This is a genomic window from Streptomyces sp. NPDC048291, from assembly GCF_043201715.1.
Classification (GTDB): Bacteria; Actinomycetota; Actinomycetes; order Streptomycetales; family Streptomycetaceae; genus Streptomyces.
In genome coordinates this window covers 274239-297730 of sequence record NZ_JBICZC010000012.1, presented here as the reverse complement: position 1 = coordinate 297730, position 23492 = coordinate 274239, and the positions used below count along the sequence as shown (strand labels likewise).

The 23492-nt window shown below is 73.1% G+C and carries 17 protein-coding genes and 1 riboswitch; of the genes, 5 read left to right on the top strand and 12 right to left on the bottom strand.

The genetic code is table 11. From position 1 onward, the window contains the following. Positions 1-23 precede the first annotated feature (23 nt). The 10 genes from pgm to ACGF5O_RS31905 all read right to left on the bottom strand — a co-directional run bounded on the left by pgm (position 24) and on the right by ACGF5O_RS31905 (position 12129). Entirely contained in the window at positions 24-1664 is a 1641-nt protein-coding gene (gene pgm, locus ACGF5O_RS31950) for a phosphoglucomutase (alpha-D-glucose-1,6-bisphosphate-dependent) (RefSeq protein WP_393813360.1), read from the bottom strand. A 261-nt stretch (positions 1665-1925) separates the two neighbouring features. Further along, positions 1926-2681, bottom strand: coding sequence for a CbtA family protein (locus ACGF5O_RS31945; protein ID WP_393813359.1), 756 nt, complete (start codon positions 2679-2681; stop codon positions 1926-1928). A gap of 22 nt (positions 2682-2703) precedes the next feature. Next, positions 2704-2925, bottom strand: a complete 222-nt coding sequence (locus ACGF5O_RS31940) for a CbtB-domain containing protein (protein ID WP_351960613.1) — start codon at positions 2923-2925, stop codon at positions 2704-2706. Between the two features lie 36 nt (positions 2926-2961). After that, positions 2962-3103, bottom strand: a riboswitch (cobalamin riboswitch). 67 nt (positions 3104-3170) lie between these two features. Next, on the bottom strand, positions 3171-4226 hold the full coding sequence (locus tag ACGF5O_RS31935; protein WP_393813358.1) for an enoyl-CoA hydratase/isomerase family protein: 1056 nt from the start codon (positions 4224-4226) through the stop codon (positions 3171-3173). Then, positions 4223-4348 (bottom strand): hypothetical protein, encoded by a 126-nt coding sequence (locus tag ACGF5O_RS31930; RefSeq protein ID WP_393813357.1) that lies wholly within the window; start codon positions 4346-4348, stop codon positions 4223-4225. The genes ACGF5O_RS31935 and ACGF5O_RS31930 overlap by 4 nt, the downstream gene beginning before the upstream one ends. 59 nt (positions 4349-4407) lie before the next feature. Beyond that, complete coding sequence (locus ACGF5O_RS31925; RefSeq protein WP_393813356.1) at positions 4408-5493, bottom strand: NAD(P)-dependent alcohol dehydrogenase; 1086 nt, start codon at positions 5491-5493, stop codon at positions 4408-4410. Between the two features lie 23 nt (positions 5494-5516). Continuing rightward, positions 5517-7001, bottom strand: a complete 1485-nt coding sequence (locus ACGF5O_RS31920) for an aldehyde dehydrogenase family protein (RefSeq protein WP_393813355.1) — start codon at positions 6999-7001, stop codon at positions 5517-5519. 23 nt (positions 7002-7024) lie between these two features. After that, a complete protein-coding gene (locus ACGF5O_RS31915) occupies positions 7025-7429 on the bottom strand; it encodes a Zn-ribbon domain-containing OB-fold protein (protein WP_393813354.1) in 405 nt (134 codons plus the stop codon). 60 nt (positions 7430-7489) lie between these two features. Continuing rightward, positions 7490-8662 (bottom strand): thiolase family protein, encoded by a 1173-nt coding sequence (locus ACGF5O_RS31910; RefSeq protein WP_393813353.1) that lies wholly within the window; start codon positions 8660-8662, stop codon positions 7490-7492. Positions 8663-8694: 32 nt separating this feature from the next. Continuing rightward, positions 8695-12129: a crotonase/enoyl-CoA hydratase family protein gene (locus ACGF5O_RS31905; RefSeq protein ID WP_393813352.1), complete on the bottom strand. Its 3435-nt coding sequence runs from the start codon at positions 12127-12129 to the stop codon at positions 8695-8697. A gap of 300 nt (positions 12130-12429) precedes the next feature. Here ACGF5O_RS31905 and ACGF5O_RS31900 point away from each other — a divergent pair, with 300 nt between their 5' ends. The 5 genes from ACGF5O_RS31900 (at position 12430) to ACGF5O_RS31880 (ending at position 20671) form a co-directional block, all read left to right on the top strand. After that, positions 12430-13344 carry a LysR family transcriptional regulator gene (locus tag ACGF5O_RS31900; protein ID WP_393813351.1) on the top strand — a complete coding sequence of 305 codons (915 nt, stop codon included), beginning with the start codon at positions 12430-12432 and terminating at the stop codon, positions 13342-13344. 206 nt (positions 13345-13550) lie between these two features. Next, complete coding sequence (locus ACGF5O_RS31895) at positions 13551-14747, top strand: EfeM/EfeO family lipoprotein (protein WP_393813350.1); 1197 nt, start codon at positions 13551-13553, stop codon at positions 14745-14747. Continuing rightward, positions 14744-15976, top strand: a complete 1233-nt coding sequence (efeB, locus tag ACGF5O_RS31890) for an iron uptake transporter deferrochelatase/peroxidase subunit (RefSeq protein WP_393813349.1) — start codon at positions 14744-14746, stop codon at positions 15974-15976. The genes ACGF5O_RS31895 and efeB overlap by 4 nt, the downstream gene beginning before the upstream one ends. Before the next feature lie 213 nt (positions 15977-16189). Beyond that, positions 16190-17995: a phospholipase C gene (locus tag ACGF5O_RS31885; protein ID WP_393813348.1), complete on the top strand. Its 1806-nt coding sequence runs from the start codon at positions 16190-16192 to the stop codon at positions 17993-17995. 303 nt (positions 17996-18298) lie between these two features. Then, a complete protein-coding gene (locus tag ACGF5O_RS31880; RefSeq protein ID WP_393813347.1) occupies positions 18299-20671 on the top strand; it encodes a SpoIIE family protein phosphatase in 2373 nt (790 codons plus the stop codon). A 53-nt stretch (positions 20672-20724) separates the two neighbouring features. On the opposite strand, the gene ACGF5O_RS31875 is transcribed toward ACGF5O_RS31880, so the two are convergent. Then, entirely contained in the window at positions 20725-21384 is a 660-nt protein-coding gene (locus tag ACGF5O_RS31875) for a TMEM175 family protein (protein ID WP_393813346.1), read from the bottom strand. 136 nt (positions 21385-21520) lie between these two features. Next, positions 21521-23359: a M1 family aminopeptidase gene (locus ACGF5O_RS31870; RefSeq protein ID WP_393813345.1), complete on the bottom strand. Its 1839-nt coding sequence runs from the start codon at positions 23357-23359 to the stop codon at positions 21521-21523. Positions 23360-23492 lie beyond the last annotated feature (133 nt).

Genomic DNA, 23492 nt, shown 5'->3' with positions numbered 1-23492 from the left:
GGCCGCCCCGGTCGCCGCCGTCGTCAGCCGCCGAGTGCGGTGTCCACGACCGCCTTGGCCTCCTCCTGCACCCGGGCCAGGTGGCCGGCGCCCAGGAAGGACTCGGCGTAGATCTTGTAGACGTCCTCGGTGCCGGAGGGGCGGGCCGCGAACCAGGCGTTCTCCGTGCTCACCTTGATGCCGCCGATCGCGGCGCCGTTGCCCGGCGCCTCCGTGAGGACGGCGGTCACCGGGTCGCCCGCCAGGGTCTCGGCGGTGACCTGGGCCGGGGAGAGCTTGCCGAGGAGGGCCTTCTCCTCGCGGGTGGCGGGGGCGTCGATGCGGGCGTAGGCGGGTTCGCCGAAGCGGGCGGTGAGGCCGGCGTAGTGCTCGGACGGGGTCCTGTCCGTCACGGCCGTGATCTCGGAGGCCAGCAGGGCGAGCAGGATGCCGTCCTTGTCGGTGGTCCAGACGGAGCCGTCGCGGCGCAGGAAGGAGGCGCCGGCCGACTCCTCGCCGCCGAACCCGATGGCGCCGCTGACCAGTCCGTCCACGAACCACTTGAACCCGACCGGCACCTCGACGAGTTGGCGGCCGAGGTCGGCGGCGACCCGGTCGATCATCGAGGAGGAGACGAGGGTCTTGCCGATGCCGGCGCCCGCCGCCCACTGCCCGCGGTGGCGGTAGAGGTAGGAGATGGCGACGGCGAGGTAGTGGTTGGGGTTCATCAGGCCGGCGTCGCGGGTGACGATGCCGTGCCGGTCGGCGTCGGCGTCGTTGCCGGTGGCGACGCGGAACTCGTCGCGCTTCTCGATGAGCGAGGCCATCGCGTACGGCGACGAGCAGTCCATGCGGATCTTGCCGTCCCAGTCCAGCGTCATGAACCGCCAGGTGGGGTCGGTGTACGGGTTGACCACGGTGAGGTCGAGGCTGTGCCGTTCGGCGATCCGCCCCCAGTAGGCGACGGACGCGCCGCCGAGCGGGTCGGCGCCGATGCGGAGCCCGGAGGCCCGGACCGCGTCGAGGTCGAGGACGCTGGGCAGGTCGTCGACGTAGACGCCCATGAAGTCGTACCGGCCGGTGGTGGGCGCGGCGAGCGCCCGCTCGTACGGGATCCGCTGTACGTCCTTCATCCCGCCCGCGATGATCTGGTTGGCGCGGTCCTGGATCCAGGAGGTGGCGTCGGAGGCGGCGGGGCCGCCGCTGGGCGGGTTGTACTTGAAGCCGCCGTCGGCGGGCGGGTTGTGCGAGGGGGTGACGACGACGCCGTCCGCGAGGCCGGTGGTACGGCCCCGGTTGTGGGTGAGGATGGCGTGCGAGACGGCGGGGGTGGGAGTGTAGCCGTCGGCGCTGTCGACGAGGACGGTCACGCCGTTGGCGGCGAACACCTCAAGGGCGGTGACCTTGGCCGGCTCGGACAGGGCGTGGGTGTCGGCGCCCAGGAAGAGCGGGCCGTCGGTGCCCTGGCCGCTCCGGTACTCGCAGATGGCCTGGCTGGTCGCGGCGATGTGGTCCTCGTTGAACGCGGTCGTCAGCGACGATCCGCGGTGTCCCGAGGTGCCGAACGCCACCCGCTGGCCGGGGTCGGACGGGTCGGGGTGCAGCGCGTAGTAGGCCGTGACCAGCCGGGCCACGTCGACGAGGTCCTCCGGAGCCGCCGGCCGGCCCGCTCGCTCATGCGGCATGAGTCCACTTCCTCCGCAGTCGTTGATCGATCGCTCGCCGCCCATCTTTCCTTGTCAGCGGCCCCGAGCGCGAGTGCGGCACCGGCCGCGCGCCGAAGACACGGCGGGTTCACGGCGGGTTCACAGCAGACGTACCGCGGCGGGCGTGCGCCGTTCGCGAAGGTCCGCCGGCCGGCCGGGGCGGAGTCGAGGGAAACGCGAGAGGGCCCCCGGACGGATCCGGTGGGCCCTCTCGTGTCGTTCGGTGTGGCGTGGTGCCGGTCAGTGCGGTGCGGGCACCGTGCGCGCGGCGGTCGGTGCCTTCGCCGGCTTCGGGTTGAGGACGCGCTCGGCCAACTCGCCGAACAGCAGGCCGAATCCGACCCACAGCACCATCTGGATGGCGAGCGCCGAGAGCCGGAACCGCCACAGCAGGGTGGCCGGGAAGTCCGCGGGCACCTCGTTGACGACCGGCAGGAACTGGTAGGCGAGCCCGATGACGACGGCGAACGCGGCCACCGCGAGGACGGCGGCCCACCAGGTGCCCAGCCGCGGCTGGAGCCGCTTGCCGAGGATGGTGGCGGCGACCGCGAGGAGCACGCTGAGCAGCATCATCAGGAAGTAGAGCGTGGTCCGCTTGCCGATGGTGTCCGGGTCGCCCACCGACGGCGGGTTGGCCGGGTACTTCAGGAACGGCACCACGTAGACGGCGACCAGGGCGCAGCCGGACAGCAGCAGTGCCGTCGCCCGTGGCGAGAAGCGGCCGACGCGGCCGAGGGCGAAGCAGTAGGCGAGGGCGGCGATGCCGCCGAAGGCGACCCCGTAGACGAGGACGCCGGTGGCGAGGCCGGCGGTGGACTGCAGGGAGCGGGAGACGACCTCCATCTCGTGCTCGTGCGAGTGGGCGTCCTCGAAGCTGATCGCCTTGTCGACGTTCGGCTCGCCGAGGAGGTAGGCGACGACCAGGGCGAGCAGGCCGGCGGCCAGGCCGGCGAGCATGCCCCGCACCAGGAGGTTCCGGACCGTTGCGGAGTTCATGGGTGGTACGGCGTCCCTCGGGTCAGTGGCAGGGGAAGCCGAGCAGGTGGCGGGCGTCGTGCACCCACTCGTGGACGTCCGTGCCGCTGAACACGGAGGTGGCGCCCTGTTCGGCGCCGACGAAGTAGAGCAGGACCAGCATCAGGATGCCGAAGAAGACCGCCCAGGGAGCTATCGCGGACAGCGGCAGCTTGGCGGGCACGGCGGGGGTGTTGGCTGTCGGCGGAGCGACGGTCTGCGCCATGGCAGGACCTCCTCTGGGAGTTCGCGTCCCATCTCGGTGGTGCACAGGACGACGGCCACGGGTCTGACTCACGAGCAGCTGTGGGGCTCTCGCATACAGTGGCGCGACCGTTCCGGATTCCCACCGGGTTCCGTCTCGCCGTCGTCGATATCGGACAGACCGTACCGCGTGTCAGGAGCACGGCCAAGACCGCGTCACCAGGCGTGATCTTCGTCTCGCGCCTGGTGGGCGGCGGGTGGGGCGGGTCAGACGGGTGGGGCGAGGCCGAGTTCGCGTGCGCCGAGCGGGGCGAAGAAGCGGTCGACGTCGGCGTCGGTGACCTCGGCGAGGGTGGCCGGGGACCAGTGCGGGGTGCGGTCCTTGTCGACGACCTGGGCGCGGATGCCCTCCACCAGGTCATGGGTCGTCAGGGTCGCGCAGGAGACCCGGTACTCCTGGTCCAGGACCCGTTCCAGGGAGCCGAGTTCGCGGGCCCGGCGGAGCGCCGCGAGCGTGACCTTCAGGGCGGTGGGTGACCTGGTGAGCAGGGTGTCCGCGGTCTCCTTCGCGGCCGGGTCGCCGTGCGCGAGCAGCCGCCGGACGATCTCCTCGGCGGTGCCGGCCGCGTAGCAGGCGTCGATCCACTCCCGGTGCCCGGCCAACTCCCCCTCGGGCGCCTGCCGTACCCGCCGGGCGAGCGCCTCGGGTACCGGCAGGCCGGCGAGGTCGGCGACGAACGCGGGGACCGAGCCGGCCGGCAGGTACTGGTCGGCGAGTCCGCAGAGCACGGCGTCGGCGGCGCCGATCGACGCGCCGGTCAGGGCGAGATGGGTGCCGAGTTCGCCGGGCGCGCGGCTCAGCAGATACGTGCCGCCGACGTCGGGGACGAAGCCGATCCCGGTCTCCGGCATGGCGATCCGCGACCGCTCGGTGGCGATCCGGACGCTGCCGTGCGCCGAGACACCGACGCCGCCGCCCATCACGATGCCGTCCATGAGCGCGACGTACGGCTTCGGGTACCGGGCGATGCGGGCGTTGAGCCGGTACTCGTCCCGCCAGAACGCGGCTGCCGCCGACCCGTCGCCGTCCCGGGCGTCGTCGTGGACGGCGCGGATGTCCCCGCCCGCGCACAGGCCGCGCTCCCCCGCACCGGTGATGACGACGGTCCGCACGGCGGGGTCGTGCTCCCACTCCGTGAGCGCCTCGTCGATGCGGCGCACCATGGCGTGCGAGAGCGCGTTGATGGCCTTCGGCCGGTTGAGCGTGATGTGCCCGGCCCGTCCGTCGACGTGCAGCAGGACGTGTTCCTGGGCGCCGGTCATCCGGCCACCTCCGCCGGGCCGCGGGCCGCGATGAGGCACATGATCTCGTCGGTTCCTTCCGGGAGCGGGTGGACGCGTGGGTCGGGGACGATCTTCTCGCGTCCGTCGCGTCCACGGCTCACCGACCCGTCGGCCTGTCGACCCGTCGTAGGGCGTCCCGGGCCTCGGTCGCGGCGGCGGGTCAGAAGGTCAGCACCGGTTTGACCACGTCCTCCTTCATCCGTGCGACCGCTTCGTCGATCGCCGTGAACGGGAAGGCGGTGACGAGCCGTTCGGCGGGGAAGCGGCCCGCTGCCCGCCAGTCCAGGAGGAGGGGGACGAAGTCCTGCGGGTTCGCGTCGCCCTCGATGCTGCCGCGGATCGTCTTGCCGCCGCCGATGAGGTCCAGCGTGTCGACGCCGAGGTCCGCCGCGCCGAGGCCGACGACGACCAGGGAACCCAGGGGTGCCAGGGCGCGGGCGGCGGCGCGGATCACCGGGGCCGCTCCGGTGGTGTCGAAGGCGTGCGAGGCGCCGCCCGCGGTGAGGTCCCTGATGTGCTCGACGAGATCCGGGCTCGCGCCGTCGAGCGTGTGGGTGGCGCCCAGTTCCGCGGCGAGGCGGCGCCGGCGCTCCACCAGGTCCACGGCGACGACGGTGCCGGTGCCGAGGGCGGCGGCGGCCATCACCGCCGCCAGGCCGACCCCGCCGGCCCCGAACACGACCAGGCTGGAGTCCGGTTCGGGCCGCAGCACGTTGACCACCGATCCGGCGCCCGTCTGGAAGCCGCAGCCCATGGGCGCGGCGGTCACGAGGTCGGTGTCCGCCGGGACCACGACGACGTTCTCGCGGGTGGCGACGGCGTGCCGGGCGAAGCTGGACTGGCCGAAGAAGGAGGACCAGACAGGGTCCTCCCCCCGGGTGAGCGTCGCGCTGCCGTCCGGGCGGCGGCCCGCGTTGTTCAGGGCGGCGAACCGCTCGCAGTACGCCCGCCGTCCGGCCCGGCAACGAGCGCACGTGCCGCAGCTGTTGTAGCTGAGGACGACCCGGTCGCCGGGCCGCACGCCGGTGACGTCGGCGCCGGCCGCCTCCACCACGCCGGCGCCCTCGTGGCCGTACACGGCGGGTACGCCCTGCGGCAGCGCGGCCTTGGTGACCAGGTCGGTGTGGCAGATGCCGGAGGCGGTGAGGCGGACCAGGATCTCGTCGGGGCGCGGGTCGGCGATGTCCACGTCCTCGATGGTGAAGCCGGTGCCGGGGCCGTACGAGACGGCGGCCTGGGTGCGCATGGTGTCCTCCGGGTCGCGGCGGTTCAGGCGCCGGCGGCGCGGTCGCGGATGTCGGTGAGGGTGGCGGCGACGAAGCCGCGCAGGGCCGCCGCCTCGGTCTCGCCCGCCGGGGGCAGGAGGTTCTGGGCGAGGCCGGTGGGTGCCGTGCTGGCGGCGACGGTCCGGCGGTGACTGAACGTCAGGAAGCCGGTCCGCCCGTGGTAGGCGCCCATGCCGCTGCGCCCGATGCCGCCGGACGGCGCGCCCGGCACGCCCCAGTGGACGGCGAGGTCGTTGCGGGAGACGCCGCCCGAGGCGGTGCGCCGGACGAACTCCCGGAACTCCGGTCCGTCGGAGCCGAAGAAGTAGGCGGCCAGCGGGCTCGGGCGGGTGTTGACGTAGGTGATGACCTCGTCGAGGTCGTCGTACGGGTACACCACCAGCACCGGGCCGAAGATCTCCTCCGACGTGATCGCCATGTCCTCGGTGACGTCCAGCAGCACGGTGGGCGCGATACGGCGTCCCTTGCGGCTCGGGAGCCGGTCGGCCTCCTCCGGCGGGACGACGGTCCGGACCCGCGCGCCCTTGGCCGCCGCGTCGGCGACCAGTGCGGTCACCCGGTCGAAGTTGCGGTCGTCGACGACGGAGACGACGTCCGGGTTGTCGAGCCAGGTCGGGAAGTACCCCCGGACGGCGTCCTCGTAGTGGGCGAGGAACGCGTCGGTCCGCTCCCGGGGGACGAAGACGTAGTCCGGGCAGAGGCAGATCTGACCGCCGTTCATCAGCCGCATGCCGCCGACGCGTTCGGCGGCCAGGGCGAGATCCGCGTCGGAGCCGAGCACGACCGGGTTCTTGCCGCCCAGTTCCAGCGTCACCGGCACCAGGTTGCGCCCGGCCGCCTCGGCCACGCGGGCGCCGACCGCCGGGGAGCCGGTGAAGATGAGGTGGTCGAAGGGGAGCGCGGAGAACGCCGAGGCGGTGCCGACTCCGCCGCGTACGACCGTCACCTCCTCCGGGTCCAGCCGGGACGCGACGGCCCGGGCGAAGACCTCGGCCGTCCGCTCGGTCACCTCCGACACCTTGATCATCACCCGGTTCCCGGCGGCCAGCGCCTCGATCGCGGGCTGGACGACGAGGGTGACCGGGAAGTTCCACGGCCCGATCACCCCGACCACGCCCTTGGGCCGGATCTGCACGAACGCCGGCGTCCCGGCCTCGGCGGAGCCGGGGAGTTCCTCGTCCCGCATCCACTCGGCCAGGTTCGCCCGGACCTCGTGCAGGGCGGGGACGGCGCCGACGACGTCGCTGGCCAGGTTGGCGAGCGGCGGGCGGGAGCCGAAGTCGGCGTCGAGGGCGGCGCAGAGTTCGTCGGCGTGTTCCAGGACGCAGGCCACGAGCCGGTCGATGCGGTCGAGCCGTACGTCCAGGTCCGGCGGGCCCTCGGCGAGGAACGCGGCGCGCTGGGCGTCGAGTAGTTCCCGCTGGCGGGCGGCGGACGGGTCCACGGGAAGCGGCGGGGTGCTGCTCATGGCGGTGCCTTTCTTGCTGCGGCTCAGACGGCGGGGGTGAGGGCGGCGGCGGTGAAGACGGGGACCGCCTCACCGCCCTCGGGACGTTCGAAGGCGACGGTGACGGGCAGGCCGGACCAGGGGCGCTCACCGGGACGCAGGCCGCGCAGGGCCGCGTACAGCCAGGGGCCCTCAGTGAGTTCGACCAGTGCGACGACCTGCTCCGCCCCGGGGGTGCGGCCGTGTACGACGGTCCAGGACACGACGGTTCCGGTGCCGGCGGCCGGTTCCGAGGTCGCCGTGGCGTTCCGGCAGCGGGGGCAGGCGTCGGACGCGGGCGCGGCGTGCGCGCCGCAGGCGGTGCAGCGGCGGACGAGGAGTTCGCCGCGTGCGGTGGCGTCGAAGAAGAGTTCGGTGGCGGGGTCGCGAAGGACGACGGGGAGGGACACGGTGTCTCCGGGCGCGGGGGGGTCCAGGGGTGGAGGGTGCGAGGTGAGGGCGAGGCCGGGTCAGGCGTGCGGGTGGGGGCTGAGGACCAGCGTCGAGTGGTGGTCGAGGATGCCGCCGTTGCCGCTGACCAGGACGATGTCGTGGTGCGGCAGCTGGCGTTCGCCCGCTTCGCCGCGGGCCTGGAGGACGGCCTCGGACAGCGGGGTCATGCCCCACAGGTAGTACGAGGAGAGCTGCCCGCCGCCCGTGTTGACGGGGAGCGAGCCGCCGGGCGCGAGCGCGCCGCTCGCCGCGAGGGCGCCGCCCTCGCCCTTGACGCAGAAGCCGTAGTCCTCCAGGGTGAGCAGCGCGGTGAAGGTGTAGCAGTCGTAGAGTTCGGCCACGTCCACGTCGCCGACGGAGATCCCGGCCATCTTCATCGCCGCGGGGCCGGCCTGGGCGGCGCCGCTGACCAGGCCGAAGTCGCTGTCGCGGTGCATCGGGAGGCCGGGGTGCGACTGGGCCCAGCCGAGCACGTGGACCGGCGGCCTCCGCAGGTGGGCCGCGCGCTCCGCCGTCGTGACGACCACGGCGATCCCGCCGTTGCTGACCAGGCAGCAGTCGAGCAGGTGGAACGGCTCGGCGATCATCCTGGACGCCTGGTGGTCCGCGACCGTGATGGGGTCGCGGAACTGGGCGCGGGGGTTCATCGCCGCCCAGGCCCGCTGGGCCACCGCGATGTGGGCGAGCTGTTCGCTGGTGGTGCCGTAGGCGTCCATGTGGCGGCGGGCGGCCAGGGCGTAGAGGGGATTGGCGCCCGCGATGCCGGCGGCGGTCAGGAGACCGTCCCAGCCCCGCGGACTGCGGGCACCGGCGTAGGCCGCGCCCGCCGAGGACTTCTCCTTCAGGGGAGCGTCGGCGAAGACGCAGGCGACGGCCTCGGCCATGCCGGCGCGGACCGCCATCGCCGCGTACTGCACCATGGCGCCGGCGGTGGAGCCGTACGCCTGCATCTCGGAGAGCAACCGCAGGTCGCGCAGGCCGAGTTGCTTCTGCAGGGCGAGGCCGACGCCGCTGGTCACGCCGCTGCTGGTGAGCAGCCCGTCGAGGTCGGTGAGGGCGAGGCCGGCGTCGGCGGTGGCGCGGCGCACGGCGTCGGCCGCGAAGTCGGCGGCGCTGCGGCCGTACACCTTGCCCAGCTCCGTGATGCCGAGGCCGGCGATGACCGGGCCGCGGGCGGGGTTCGTGGTCACGGTGGTTCAACTGCCTTTCTTCGTGCGGCTGTTCAGCGGGCCTGCCAGACCGGGACGCGCTTCTCGGCGAAGGCGCGGGGGCCGTCCTTGGCGTCTTCGGAGGTCATGACGGCCCGGCCTTCCTGGTGCGTGCGCTCCCAGGCGGCCTGTTCGGCCTCGACGCGCCCGGCGCTGATGCCGCGGGCGATGCGCTTGCTGGCCTGGACGGCGAGCGGCGCGTTGGCGGCGATGCGGTCGGCGAGGGCGAGCGCCTCGGTGAGGACCCGGTCGGCGGGGACGACCCGGTTGACCAGGCCGAGGTCGCGGGCGGTCGGCGCGTCCAGGGTGTCGCCGGTCAGCAGGAGTTCCATGGCGACCTTGGGCGGCAGCTGGGCGGCGAGCCGGAAGGCGCCGCCGGCGCCCGCGATGATCCCCCGCTTCACCTCCGGGAGTCCGAAGGAGGCGTCCTCGGCCGCCACGACGAGGTCGCTGGCCAGGGCGATCTCGGTGCCGCCGCCGAGGGCGAAGCCGCGTACGGCCGCGATGGTGGGCTTGCCGATGTGATGGCCGACGTATCCGGCGAACCCCCAGTCCTTCGTCCGGGGCGGCATGATGTCCTCGCCCCGGGCCACCGCCTTGAGGTCGGCGCCCGCGCAGAACGCCTTGTCGCCGGCGCCCGTGATGACGACGGCGCGGATCTCCGGGTCGCGGTCGGCCTCCGCCAGCGCCTCGCCGACGCCGACGGCGACGGCCGCGTTGACGGCGTTGCGGGCCTCGGGCCGGTTGAGGGTGATCAGGAGGACGTGGCCGCGGCGTTCCACGAGGACGGCCGGCGAAACGGCTGGGGAACTCACGGTCGGGATCTCCTCGTTGGTCTCGAGCACCCCTCGGGCGACGAGCTTGTCGGTGGCTTCGTCGGTCAGGCCGAGCAGGTCGCGGGCGATCTCCCGGGTGTGCTCGGCGGGCAGCGGCGCGGGGCGCTGCGGCGGGTCGGCGAGGTGGCGGGAGCGGGCCGGGCGGGCCTCGGCGGGCAGCGGCTCGGGGAGGGTCGGCTGCCGCAGCTCCGCGAAGAAGTCCCGGGCCAGGAGCTGCGGGTCGGTCAGCAGTTCGGGGACGCGGAGCATCGGTGCGGCCGGGACACCGGCCGCCTGGAGGAGTTCGGCGACCTCGCGCGGGCCGCGGACGGCGGTCCAGGAGGCGATGTCCTCGCCCCCGACGACGGCCCGCAGGCGCTCGCCGTCCGTGTCGTCCCGGACGCCGATCACGCACCACTGGTCGTCGCCCGCGCAGGCGTACACCCCGTCCGAAGCCGCCTGTGGCGAGCCGGGGTCGAGCCACTCCCCCGCCAGGTGTTCCGCCAGCGCGTCCAGGATGATCTCCGCCTGCGCGATGCCGACCGTGCCGCCGCGGCCGGTGCGGCGGCGCCGGACGAGTTGCGCGACGACGGCCGCCGCGCCGACCCGGCCCACCACGTGGTCGGGGTAGATGGTCACCGAGTCGCTGTGGCCGTCCGGGTCGCCGGGGTAACTCCACAGCTCGCTCAGCCCGGTCGAGGCGCGGACCAGCGGGCCGTACCCCATGCGGCGGCTCCACGGGCCGCTCGCGCCGAAGGCGCTGCTGTCGGCGACGACCAGGCGGGGGTTGAGGGCGAGCAGGACGTCGGGGCCGAGGCCGAGGGCTTCGAGGGTGCCGGGCTTGAAGTTGGACAGCACGACGTCGGCCCCTGCGGCCAGCCGCTTGAAGAGGGCGGCGCCCTCCGGGTCGCGCAGGTTCAGGCCCAGGCTGCGCTTGTTGCGGTGGCCCCAGGCCGCCGACGCGGTGACGACCTCACCGGTCATGGACTGGCGCCCGCCGTCCGGGAAGGCCCGGTTCTCCACCTTGATCACGTCGGCGCCGTGGTCGGCGAGCAGCCGGCCCAGCTCGGCCCCGGCGACGATGACCCCGAGGTCGAGGACGCGGAGGCCGGTCAGCGGATGGGCGCGCGCGGGAGCGGCGGCAGCGGCGGCGGGGGTGGCCCGGGTCTCGGCGAACACCTCGGCGTTGTGCTCGCCCGGCAGGGGTGCCCTGCGGGACGTGCTCGCCCTGACGCCGTCGACCTCCAGGAATCCCGTGGGCACGCGGGCGGTGAGTCCGGGGGCCGGTTCGAGGTCCGCGAGGGCGCCGCGCTCCAGGTAGTGCCCGGCGCGCAGGGCCTCGCCGGGGGTCAGTACGGCGGCGACCGGCACCCCGTGTTCCTGGCCCTCGCCGACGAGTTCGTCGCGGGTGCGGTCCCGGAAGTGGGCGGCGATCCGGGCCTGGATGCGCTCGGCCTCCTGGAAGCGGACGGCGATGTTGTCGTAGCGCGGGTCGGCGAGTTCGGCCGGCTCGCCGAGCCAGGCGCGCATGCCCCGCCACTGCCGGGTGCTGAGCACGCAGATGCGGACCCGGCCGTCGGCGCACCGGAAGATCGGGTACAGGTGCCCGGCGGACGGCCGGCCCGGCGGCCAGTCGGCGGCCCGCCGGCCGCCGGTGGCGGAGCCGCCCATGCCGAAGCCCGGATCGAGGAGCTGGGTGACGGCCTCGTGCACCGAGAAGTCGATGTGGTCGCCGTGGCCGGTGCGCAGGCTGTTGTGGTGGGCGAGCAGCGCGACCCAGGCGGCCTGGAGGTACGCGGCCTCCGTCACGATCGACGCGGGCGGCGGCAGCGGCGGCCGGCCGGGCAGCCCGGAGCGGGACAGCAGGCCGCTGAAGGCCGCGTGCACGGCGTCGGTGGCGGCGTATCCGGCGTAGGGGCCCGTCAGTCCGAATTCGCTGACGGTGACCAGCACGAGGCGCGGGTTACGGGCCGCGACGGTGTCGTAGTCGAGGCCGGGGAGGCCGGGGCGCCCGGACTCGATCCAGATGTCCGCCGTGTCGAGGAGGGCGAGCAGGTCGCGCAGGCCGTGCTCGGTGGTGGCGTCGAGGGTGACACCGCGCTTGCCGGCGTTGCGGACGGCGAAGTAGAGGCTGGTGTCCTGGTGCAGCGGGGCCCGGCGGCGGGCACGGGCGCCGTCCGGCGGTTCCACCAGGACGACGTCGGCGCCGAGTGCGGCCAGGAAGCGGCCGGCTCCCTCACCGCGTCCGTCCGTGGTGTCGACCACGCGGACTCCGTGCAAGGGTGCCGCGTCGGGTCCCTGCAAGGGCGCCGCGTCAGGTCCCTGCAAGGGTGCCGCCCCGGGTCCCCGCGAGGGCGCCGCGTCAGGTCCCTGCAAGGGCGCCGCGTCAGGTCCCTGCAAGGGTGCCGCCCCGGGTCCCCGCGAGGGCGCCGCGTCAGGTCCCTGCAAGGGCGCTGCCCCGGGTCCCAGCGAGGGCGCCGTGTCGGTTCCCTGCGAGGGCACCGCCTCCGTGCCCCGCGAGGGCGCCGCCTCCGTGTCCGGCAAGGGTGCCGTGTCGGTTCCCCGCGAGGACGCCACCTCGGTTCCCCGCAAGGACGTCACCTCGGTTCCCTGTGAGGGCGCTGCCTCGGTCATCACTCACCTCCGGGCCTGGCCGGCCGACGCCGCAGCGACCCGACGCGGGCAGGGCGGACCCACCCGTGGCCGGGGCGAAGGGGGTCAGGCCTGGGGCGCGGGGCGGGAACACCCGCACCTGCGCGCGTCGGAGAGCTGCGGCGGCCGGGTGTCGGCCGTGTGAACTCCGCGTTTCCGTGTCCTCAGCCTGGCTCCGGCCGAGCGTGCCTGTACACGTCCGTTTCGCTGACGTCCACGTGTCCGCAGCGGCAACGTCACCGGCTTCTGGAGGCGGCACGGGGACGGTGATCTACTGGCCTGGTGGACATCCAGCAGCTGCGCTACTTCCTGGCCGTCGCCGACGAACTGCACTTCGGCCGGGCCGCCGAGCGCCTGCACGTGACCGCGTCGCCGCTGAGCCGCCGGATCCGGGAGCTGGAGCACGAGCTGGGCCGCGACCTGTTCGTCCGGGAACACCACCACGTGGAACTGACGTCCTTCGGTGAGCTCTTCCAGGGGCGGGCACGGGACGTGGTACGCGACTTCGACGGCCTGCGCGACCTCGCCCGCGACCTCCCGGACGCCCCCCGCTGCCGGGTCGGCGCGGCGCCGCTGACCCCGCCGAAGGTGCTGGACACGGTGCTCGCCGGCTACCGGGAGACGGCCCCGCAGGTCGAACTGCCGGTCACGCTCGCCTCCTCGGCGGAGCTCCTCGACCAGCTCACCGCCGACCGCGTCGACCTCGCCGTGGTCCATCTCCCGCTCGGCAGGACCGACCTGGAGAGCCTGGTCATCGCCCGTGGCCGGCTCGGCGTGGCGATGCCGGCGGACGACGAGTTCGCCGACCGGACCTCGCTGACCCTGCGGGACCTGCGCCACCGCCAGGTGCTGATGACCTCGGCCAAGGTGCACCCGTCGGTGATGGGCGAGCACCGGTCGGCGCTGCTGGCGGCCGGCGTCACACGGCTGGTGGCGCTCCCGCACAACGACGTCGTGCAGATCGCCGCCCACGTCCTGCGCACCGGCGCCCTGACCCTCACCGTCCTCGGCGAGGACCTGCCCACCTCGCTGGTCTTCGACTCGCCCGCCTTCCGCCTGGTGCCGCTCGACGAACCCGGGCTGGCCCTGCGGGTCGGAATCGCGTGGCGGGCGGACGCGGAACGGGTGGTGCCGGGGCTGCGGGAGACCCTGACGGCGCTGCGGGAGCGGTACGGGGACACCCCGACGGCCTTGTGACGGGGCGAAGGGCCCCGCCCACCCCCGCCACCCCCGCCACTCCCGGCACTCCCGGCACCCCGGCCGCCTCACCGGGCGGCTCCTGCGGAGGTCCGGTGAACCGGCAGGGAACTCTTGGTCATGGGTTTCCCTGGACGGCCGTTCGAGTACAAAGGGCTGCCTAACATGAGGCGATCACGAACGGTACGAACCCCCGGGAGCTCGGGATGGTGTTGTCCGGCCTCAGCTGGAGGTCGTTGCGTCCCTGGACGGTCGTCGGTGTCGCCGTCGTGTGCCTGGTGGCCGGAGTCCTGGCGCTCACGCACGGCTCACGCCCCGCGCACGCCGACCCGGCCGCGCTGCCGCACACGACCGTGGAGGTGTCCGCCAGCCGCTGCGGCCGGGGGTGGAGCGCGCCGGTCTCCGGTGTCCAGGTCTTCGACCTGCACAACCCGACCGACGGGGCCGCCGAGGTCCTCCTGGAGGATCCGAAGAGCCAGGCCGTGTACGGAGAGGTGGAGGACATCGGGCCGGGTACCACCCGGGAGCTGACCGTGCGGCTCGGCAAGGGCTCCTACGCGTTCAAGTGCGTGCCCGACGACGCCGACGCGGTCACCGGGCCGACCGTCCGGATCGCCAGGGGCGGCAGCGGTCCGGCCGCGGCCCCGGTCACCGAGCACGACCTGATCCCGCCGGCGATCGCCTACCAGAAGTGGGTCGGCGGCGGCCTGTCCGACGTCGTACGGCTGACGACCACCCTGCGGGACGCGGTCGACCGCGGCGACCTCGCCGCCGCCCGCACCGCCTGGCTCCCCGCGCACCTGGAGTACGAGCGGCTGGGCGCCGCGTACGACGCGTTCGGCGACGCCGACGGCGCGATCAACGGCACGGACGCGGGGCTGGCCGGCGGGGTGCACGACAAGGACTTCACCGGCTTCCACCGGATCGAGTACGGCCTGTGGCACGGCGAGTCCGCCGCCGGCCTGCGCGGCCCGGCCGCCGACCTGGTGAAGGCGGTCACCGCACTGCGCGACGACTGGGCGCAGGCCCGGATGGACCCCGCCCAGCTGGGGCTGCGGGCGCACGAGATCCTGGAGAACACGGTGCAGTTCGAGCTGACCGGCCGTACCGACTACGGCAGCGGCAGCAACCTCGCCACCGCCCGCGCCAACCTGGACGGCACGGTGGAGGTGATGTCCCGGCTGCACCCGCTGCTCGCCACCCGGTACGCGGATCTCGCCGGTCTGGAGAGCGAGTTGAAGCGGGCCGGTACGACGCTCGACGGCTTCGGGCACGACGGCACCTGGACACCGCTCGGCAAGCTCGGTCACCGGCAGCGCGAGGACGTCGACGCGGTCCTCGGCGATCTGGTGGAGCGGCTGGCTTCGGTGGCGACCCTGTGCGATCCGCGGAGGACGGTATGAGCGCGAACGAGACGGCCGGCAAGGGCGGAGTGGGCCGCCGCGGGTTCCTGCGCGGAGCGGCCCTCGCGGGCGCCGGACTGGCCGCGGGCGGCGCGGCCGCCCCCGGTACGGACACCGCCACGCCCAGCACGATCGCCCCCTTCCACGGCGCCCGCCAGCGGTCGGCCGTCGCCGCGCCCCGCCGGACGACCGTGTTCACCTCCCTCGACGTCACCGCCGGGAGCCGCGCCGAGCTGACCGACCTGCTGCACACGCTCACCGACCGCGCCCGCTTCCTGACCTCCGGCGGCACCCCGGACCCGGTCGGGGTCACCGGCCCGCCCGCCGACTCGGGCGTCCTCGGCGAGCAACTGCCGTCCGGCGCGCTGGCGGTGACCGTGGGCGTCGGCGCCTCGCTCTTCGACCACCGGTACGGGCTGTCGGATCTGAGACCGCGCCGGCTGACGACGATGCCCGCCTTCCCCGACGACGACCTGCGGCCCGAGTGGTGCCACGGCGACCTCAGTTTGCAGTTGCACGCGGACGACACCGACACCGTGCTGCACGCACTGCGCGACATCGCCCGGCACACCCGGGGCGGCATGCAGGTCCGCTGGCGGCTGGACGGCTTCTCCAGCCCGCCCCGCCCCACCGGCACCCCGCGCAACCTGCTCGGCTTCAAGGACGGCACCGCCAACCCGGAGACCGGCAGCGCCCGGGAGATGGACCAACTGGTGTGGGTCGGCAAGGACTCCGGCGAACCGGACTGGGCGGTCGGCGGCAGCTACCAGGTGGTGCGGCTGATCCGGATGCTGGTGGAGTTCTGGGACCGGGTCTCGCTCAGCGAGCAGGAGCGGATGTTCGGCCGGTCCCGTGAGTCCGGGGCGCCCCTGGACGGCAACGCCGAGCACGACACGCCCGACTACGCCGACGACCCCAAGGGCGACGTCATCCCGCTGGACGCGCACATCCGGCTGGCCAACCCGCGCACCACGGCCACCGCCGGCCAACGGCTGCTGCGCCGCGCCTACAACTACGACCGGGGCATGGACGGCAACGGCAACCTCGACATGGGCCTGCTGTTCTGCTGCTACCAGCAGGACCTGGCCCGGCAGTTCGAGACCGTGCAGAAGCGGCTGGCCGGGGAGCCGCTGGTCGACTACATCTCACCGTTCGGCGGCGGCTACTTCTTCGCCCTGCCCGGGGTACGGGACCACGACGACTGGTACGGACGCGCTCTCCTCACCTGAGCTTGTCCGAACAACTCCATGGCAAATCCGTAGCCCGAACGGTCAATACACAGTCAAGATTTGCCCCAGCATCCCTGACCCGGTGTTCATTCACCCGCCATCATGGCTCCGCCGGAGCGCCGGGAAGCGGGCGAAGCATCCCTGCCTGTACGACGCAGTGACGTTCATGCCCGGAGGGGAACCAGCATGGCCAGCACAGGAAGACGAACGGCGATGAGGAGCATCGGCGCCCTCGCGGGGGCCGCCGCGCTCACGGTCCTCGGCGGCACCGCGCCCAGCTGGGCCGCCGTACCCGCCGGGCACGGCGGCGGCTCGTCGACCGCGACCCCGATCAAGCACGTGGTCGTGCTGTTCGACGAGAACATCTCCTTCGACCACTACTTCGCGACCTACCCGAAGGCCGCGAACACCGACGGCACGAAGTTCACGGCGTCCAAGAAGACCCCGAAGGACGTCGACACGGTCGCGCACGCCGGACTGCTGACGAAGAACCCGAACCAGTACGCGCCCAAGCGGCTCTCCTCGTCGCAGGCGATGACCTGCGACCAGAACCATTCCTACGGGCCCGAGCAGCTGGCCTACGACGGCGGCAAGGCCGACCAGTTCGTGCAGAACACCGAGGTCGACAAGTGCTCCGGCGGCCTGTTCGGCGAGCCGGGCCTGGTCATGGACTACTACGACGGCAACACCGTCACCGGTCTGTGGAACTACGCCCAGCAGTACGCCCTCAACGACCGCTCCTACAGCTCGGTCTACGGCCCGTCCACGCCCGGCGCGCTCAACCTGATCTCGGGTCAGACGCACGGCGCGATCTCCGTGGACTCGGTCACCGGCAAGCAGACGTCGACGCCGGACTCGTACGCCATCGCCTCCCCGAACGCGAAGGGCGTCGGCACGGTCGTCAACGACCCCGACCCGGCCTTCGACGACTGCTCCGACAAGGACCACACCAGCACCAGCGCGCTGGCGTCCCTGCAGGGCAAGAACATCGGTGACCTGCTCAACTCCAAGCACGTGAGCTGGGGTTGGTTCCAGGGCGGCTTCCGCCCGTCGACGGCCTACACCGGCACGTCCGGCTCCTACGCCAAGTGCGACACCACGCACACCAACGTCGGCGGCGCCTCCGTGGTCGACTACAGCCCGCACCACAACCCGTTCTCGTACTACAAGTCGACGTCCAACCCGCACCACGTGGCGCCGAAGAACGTCGACGAGATCGGGCACAACGGCCAGGCGAACCACAACTACGACCTGACCGACTTCACCGCGGCGGCCAAGGCGGGCAAGCTCCCGGCGGTCAGCTTCCTCAAGGCCGGCGAGTACCAGGACGGCCACGCCGGCTACTCGGACCCGACCGACGAGCAGCACTTCCTCGTCAACGAGATCAACGCGATCCAGAGCTCGCCGCAGTGGAAGTCCACCGCGATCGTCGTCGCCTACGACGACTCCGACGGCTGGTACGACCACGCCTACGCCAAGCCCCGCAACGGCTCCAAGGACACCACGGTCGGCTCCAACGGGAAGGCCCTCGACAGTGCCGCCTGCCAGTCCGGCCCGGCCGCGTCCGGCGGTTACGCCGACCGCTGCGGTCCCGGCACCCGGCAGCCGCTGCTGGTCATCTCGCCGTACAGCAAGGTGAACAAGGTCGACCACACCCAGACCGACCAGTCCTCCGTCACCCGCTTCATCGAGGACAACTGGCGCACCGGCCGCGTCGGCGACCACTCCTTCGACGCGACCGCGGGCACGCTGACCAACATGTTCGACTTCAGGCACCCCAACAACAAGCAGGTGCTGCTGAACGCGAACGGCTCCGTCAAGTCGGTCAAGCCGATCCACCACGTGGCCGCGGTGAGCACGCACATCACGCCGGGCCCGGCGATGGTGAACACGGCCGCCACGACCGGCTCCGGCCAGTTCCCGGCGCTTCCGGTCAGCCTCGGTGCGGGCGCCTTGGTCGCCGCCGGCGCCACGGGCACGTACCTGTCGCTCCGCCGCAGGCAGCGCACCGCCGCCTGACGCCACCCCCGCCCCGACCCGCTCGGCACGGTCCTCCTCCCCGGACCGTGCCGAGCGGCGTTTCCACGGTGACGTGCGCCACCGCCTTCCGGCGGCTCACGCACGGCGTCCCGCACGGCCACCGCCTGATCGTGCTCACCCGCCGGCCACCAAGGGCGCGGGCGGCCGCCCGGAGATCCGGGAGATGACGCCGCGCAGGGTGCCGGGACGTGCGCGGCAGGTGAGGCGGGTCCAGCCGGGTGTGCGGTTGTCGTCCGTCCTGCGGCACGGGATGCTGAGTGAGCACGGAGGGAAGCGGTGCCCATGGATCGTTTTCCGAACGCGGCCGACGTCGACTTCCACAGCCCTCTTGACCTCACCAAGGCCGCGGCCGCGGTGCTGGACGCCGAGGGCCGCGTCTCGGGGTGGGGCCCCTCGGCCCAGCGCCTCCTCGGGCATCCGGCCGAGGACGTGCTCGGCCGGCCGGCCGCCCTGCTGCTGGCGACGGATCCCGGACAGCGGCACTCCTCGCTCTGCACGGCCCACCGGCCCCGCAGCACGGTCCTGGACCTGGCCTGCCGGGACGGGAGCACCCTGCGCGCGGCCGTGGCCTTCAGCCCGCTCACCTCCCAGGGCGTGGCCGCGACCGTCGTGGTCGCGGCGGAGCTGGAGGCGCTGCGCGGCTGGGAGGCCCAGCTGGCCATGTTGCAGGGGCTGGCCACCGAGTCCTCGGTGGGCCTGACGATCTTCGACACCGACATGCGGGTGGTCTGGGGGAACGTCTCCACGGATCTGGAGCTCGCGGGGGTCGCCCAGTACGTCGGCCGGCCGGCCGCGGACCTCTTCCCGGAGGGCGAGTTCATCTCCCGCCACCACCCTCCGGACGAGGACCAGATCATGGAGCACGTGCTCACGACGGGCGAACCGATCATGGGCATGCACTACCGGGGACGGGCCCCCGCCGACCCGGTGCGCGAGCACGTCTGGTCCTGCTCGTACCACCGGCTGCTGGACGCCCGTGGCGAGCCGCTGGGGCTGTTCGAGGAGTCCCTGGACATCACCGACCGCTACCGCGCCCAGGAACGGCTGTCGCTGCTCGTGCGGGCGGGCAAGCGCATCGGCGCCTCGCTGGACGTACGCCGTACGGCCGCGGAGCTCGCCGACGTGGCGGTGCCGCAGCTGGCCGACGAGGTGCTGGTGGACCTCCCGCCTGCGGTCATCGAGGGCCGGCAGCCGCCGACGGGTTCGGCGCCGGGGCACAGCCTGCTGCGGATGCACGGCCGCACCCCGGAGGAGTTCCGGACCAGTCCCGTCTCCTATCCGCCGTCGTCGCCCCAGGCACTGAGCCTGGCCACCAGCCGCCCCGTCGTCGACGCCGTCCCGCCCGGGTCGCCCGACGAGCCGGCTCCGGCCGGCCGGCGCTCCAGCCTGTTCGTCCCGCTGCTCGCCCGGGACGCGGTCCTCGGCCTCGCCACGTTCCGGCGCAGCAGCAACCCCGACCCCTTCGGGCCCGAGGAGCAGACCCTCGCGGTGGAGCTGACCGAGCGGGCCGCCGTCGGCATCGACAACGCCCGCCGCTACACCAGCCAGCACGCCGCGGCCCTGGTACTGCAGCGGAGCCTGCTGCCGCAGCACCTGCCCGCGCAGAGCGCGGTCGACGTGGCGTACCGGTACCTGCCCGCCGACAGCCGGGTGGGCGTGGGCGGCGACTGGTTCGACCTGATCCCGCTCTCCGGGGCCCGGGTGGGGCTGACCGTCGGAGACGTGGTCGGCCACGGTGTACACGCGGCCGCGACCATGGGCAGGCTGCGGGCCACCGTACGGACCCTGGCCCTGCTGGATCTGGACCCCGCGGAGCTGCTCACCCGGCTGGACGGCCAGGTCGCGCAGGACTCCGAACCCCACGCGGACGACGGGCTGGGCGACGAGGCGCTCGGGGTGACCTGCCTGTACGCGATCTACGACCCGGTGAGCGGCCGCTGCGTCTGGGCGAGCGCGGGCCATCCCCCGCCGATCGTGGCCGACGCGAACGGCTCGGTGGCGCTGTCCGCGCTGGCGCCCGGGCCGCCCCTGGGGCTGGGCAGCCTGCCCTACGAGAACGTCGAGCTGAGCCTGTCCAACGGCAGCGTGGTGGCGTTCTTCACCGACGGGGTGGTGGAGGACCGGCGCACCGACATCGACAGCGGTATCGACCGTCTCGCCCATGTGCTGACCTGGCAGCGGTGCCCGCTGGAGGAGCTGTGCGACCGGGCGCTTTCGACCCTGCCGCCCGGGCCGCAGGCGGACGACGCGACGCTGCTGCTGGTCCGCACCCGGCGGCTGGACGCCGGCCAGGTGGCGGACCTGGAGCTGCCGCCCGACCCGGCGATGGTGGCGCGGGCGCGCACGGACACCGAGCGCCAGCTGGAGACCTGGGGCCTGTCCGACCTGGCGTTCACCGCGGAACTGGTGGTGAGCGAGCTGGTCACCAACAGCATCCGGTACGCCACCGGGCCCGTGATGCTGAGGCTGATCAGGGACCGCAGCCTGCTGTGCGAGGTCTCCGACAACGCGCACACGGCACCGCACCTGCGGCGGGCCCGCCGGGACGACGAGGGCGGCCGCGGCCTGTTCCTCGTCGCCCAGATGTCGCAGCGCTGGGGTACCCGCTACACCGGTTCCGGGAAGACCATCTGGGCCGAACTGGCCATCCCCTGAACCGGGCGGGCCTACCCGGGCGGGCCTACCCGGGCGGGCCTACCCGGGCGGGCCTACGGCTGCGCTTCCCCGGCGGCGGCCGGGGCGTCCGGGGCCGGCGTCCGGTGCAGGGCGCGGGCCGGGATCACCAGCAGCCACCAGTACTTGGCGAGGCCGGGCGACCAGAACGCCAGCGGAATCGCGGTGACGAAGACCAGGACGTGCAGGACGCTGCGCCGGACCGTCGCCCGCAGTTCCCCGGGGTCCGTGCCCGGGACGGCCAGCGCCGGGGCGGCCAGCAGGCGCAGGTACATCGCGCCGAGGAATCCGAGGGACAGCGCGATCACGCCCGAGTAGCACGCCGTGGCGGCCGCCGTCTCGCCGTACTCGCTGATCAGCTTGGTCGGGAAGGGCAGCGCCGCGGCGACCGCGAGCAGGGCGAAGTACAGGTGGAGCAGCCAGCGGTCGACGGTCCTGATCAGCCGGAACAGGGCGTGCTGGGTCAGCCAGAGCACGCCGATGACGGCGAAGCTCAGCAGGTACGCGCCGATCGCGGGCAGCAACTCCCGCAGGGCGTGCGGGACTTCCGAGTCGTGCAGGTCGTCGGGGACCGTGATGTCGAGGGCGAGCAGGGTGATGGCGATGGCGAAGACGGCATCGCCCAGCATCCCCAGTCGCTCGGGACTCACGTCGATCTCGCTGCGACGCAGGGCAAAGGGGCGGGAGTTGCTCATGTGAATGACACCAGGGGCTCGTCGGCGTACGGACGACGCAAGAGGTACCACACGCCGGTGTCCGCACGGAGCGGGAAAGATCCCCGGGCCCGCACTCTGCCCGTTGGGGAAATTCCCCGCCCCTTCCGGACGGGTGTCAGCCGTCGATGCGGTGGGTGGTCCAGAACGACGTCAGGTCGGTGCTGGTGGCCGCCTGGGCCGCCGCCTTGAACTCGGCGGTGGTCGAGACGCCGTACCAGTGCGAACTGGCGTAGCTCTTCAGCAGGTTGGTCATGGCGGTGTCGCCGATCAGGCGGCGCAGGTCGTGCAGGGCGCACTTGCCGTAGCCGTAGACGACGGTGGAGTAGCGGGAGGAGTGGGCGTCCCAGTACGCCATCGAGTTGGTGATCTTCTCCGCCGACGAGGCCCAGGACACGCTGTTCCAGCAGTTGGTGCCGGACAGGCCCTGCGCCAGGTCGGTGGCGTAGTCCGTGAACGCCTCGTCCAGCCAGGGGCTGTTGTACTCGTCGTCGCCGACGATGCCGTACCACCACTGGTGGCCGATCTCGTGGGTGAGCGCGGTGGTGCTGACCAGGTCGAGGACGAAGCCCGGGTACTCCATGCCGCCGAACCAGAAGTTGTTGTCGATGACCGCGTCCAGCTCGCCGTACGGGTAGGCCCCGAAGCGGCCCGCGTGGGCGTCGACCGCGGACTTGGCGGTGCTGAGCATGGACTGGGCACTGGAGGAGCTGATGCCCGACACCGAGTAGATGTTGATCGGCACCCCGCCCGGGGAGGTGCCGGAGATCTTGCTGAACGGCCCGGCCGCCCAGGCGAAGTCACGGACCTTGGAGGCGGTCGCGGTGGTCACGGTACGGCCGCTGGTGCCGGGGGTGTCGACCGAGGTGCCGGTCGCCGGGACCAGCAGGCTGGTGGGGTGGTCCAGGGTCACCTTGAAGTCGGCGGCCAGGGAGTAGAAGGACTCGCCGTTGTTGGTGTACGGGTCCAGGTGCCAGCCGGAGCCGTCCCGGACCGCGAGCACGGGCAGCGCGTTGCCGATCATGCTGAAGGCGCCGTCGTAGCCGAAGCGGTCGGCGCCGCTGGGGACGGTGATCCCCAGGTCGAAGCCGATCGTGGTGCTCTGGCCCTGGGCCAGCGGTGTCGGCAGGGCGATCTGCAGCGCCGTGCAGGCCACCGAGAGCGCGCCCGCGGTGCCGCCGGTGACGTTGCTGACGGTGATCGGCGGGGCCGAGCAGGTGCCGTGGTAGTTGTCCCACAGCCTGAGGTAGATCTCGCTGAGCGCGGTCGCGGAGGCGTTGGTGAAGGTCACGCTCTCGTGGCCGGTCCAGCCGGTGCCGGAGGTGTTGCTGGTCAGGCTGACGGTGTACGACGGCGCGGCCGGGGTGCGGGTGGTGTCGCCCGGGGTGGTGGCGGCCGAGGTGTCCAGGGCGACGTCGTCGAGGACGAAGCTGGTCTGGAGGCTGGAGTCCTCGGTGCCGGTGAAGGCGACGGTCACGGTCTGGCCGGCGAACGCGGACACGTCGAACGACTTCTTCACGAACCCGGTGTTCTTGTCCAGGTTGGAGTAGGTCGCCAGGGTGGTGCTGCCGATCTTCGCCGTGAGCTTGTCGTACGCCGTGGACGAGGTCGTCTCGGCGGTGTCGACGTGCAGCCAGAAGCTGAGCGTCGCGGCGCATCCGGCGGGGATGCTGACGCTCTGCGAGAGCGTGTCGGTGTGGGTGGCGCCGGTGCCGTCCAGCCAGGCGAAGCTCGCGCCGCCGTGGGCGGACTGGCCGGAGCGGTTGGTGATCACGCTGGTCGAGGACTGGGTCCAGGGTGACGTGCCGCTCTCGAAGCCGCCGTTGGTGACTACCTGGGCGGGGGTGCAGGCCGCCTGGTCGGCGGCCGACGCCGTGCTGCCGGGGAGCAGGGCCGCGGCGAGTGCCGCGATGGCCAGCGCACTGGTGGCGAAGGCCTTGTGGGGGGTCGATCTCACACGAAACTCCTTTGCGAAGGCCGGGTCATGGCCTGTTGAGTGACCGCCGGTCCGGCTGGGGTGCGCCGGTGGCGGCCTCACGCGTTGCGAAGTGGTGCGAGTCGGAAGCCTGACAGATTTGACCAGGCCATGT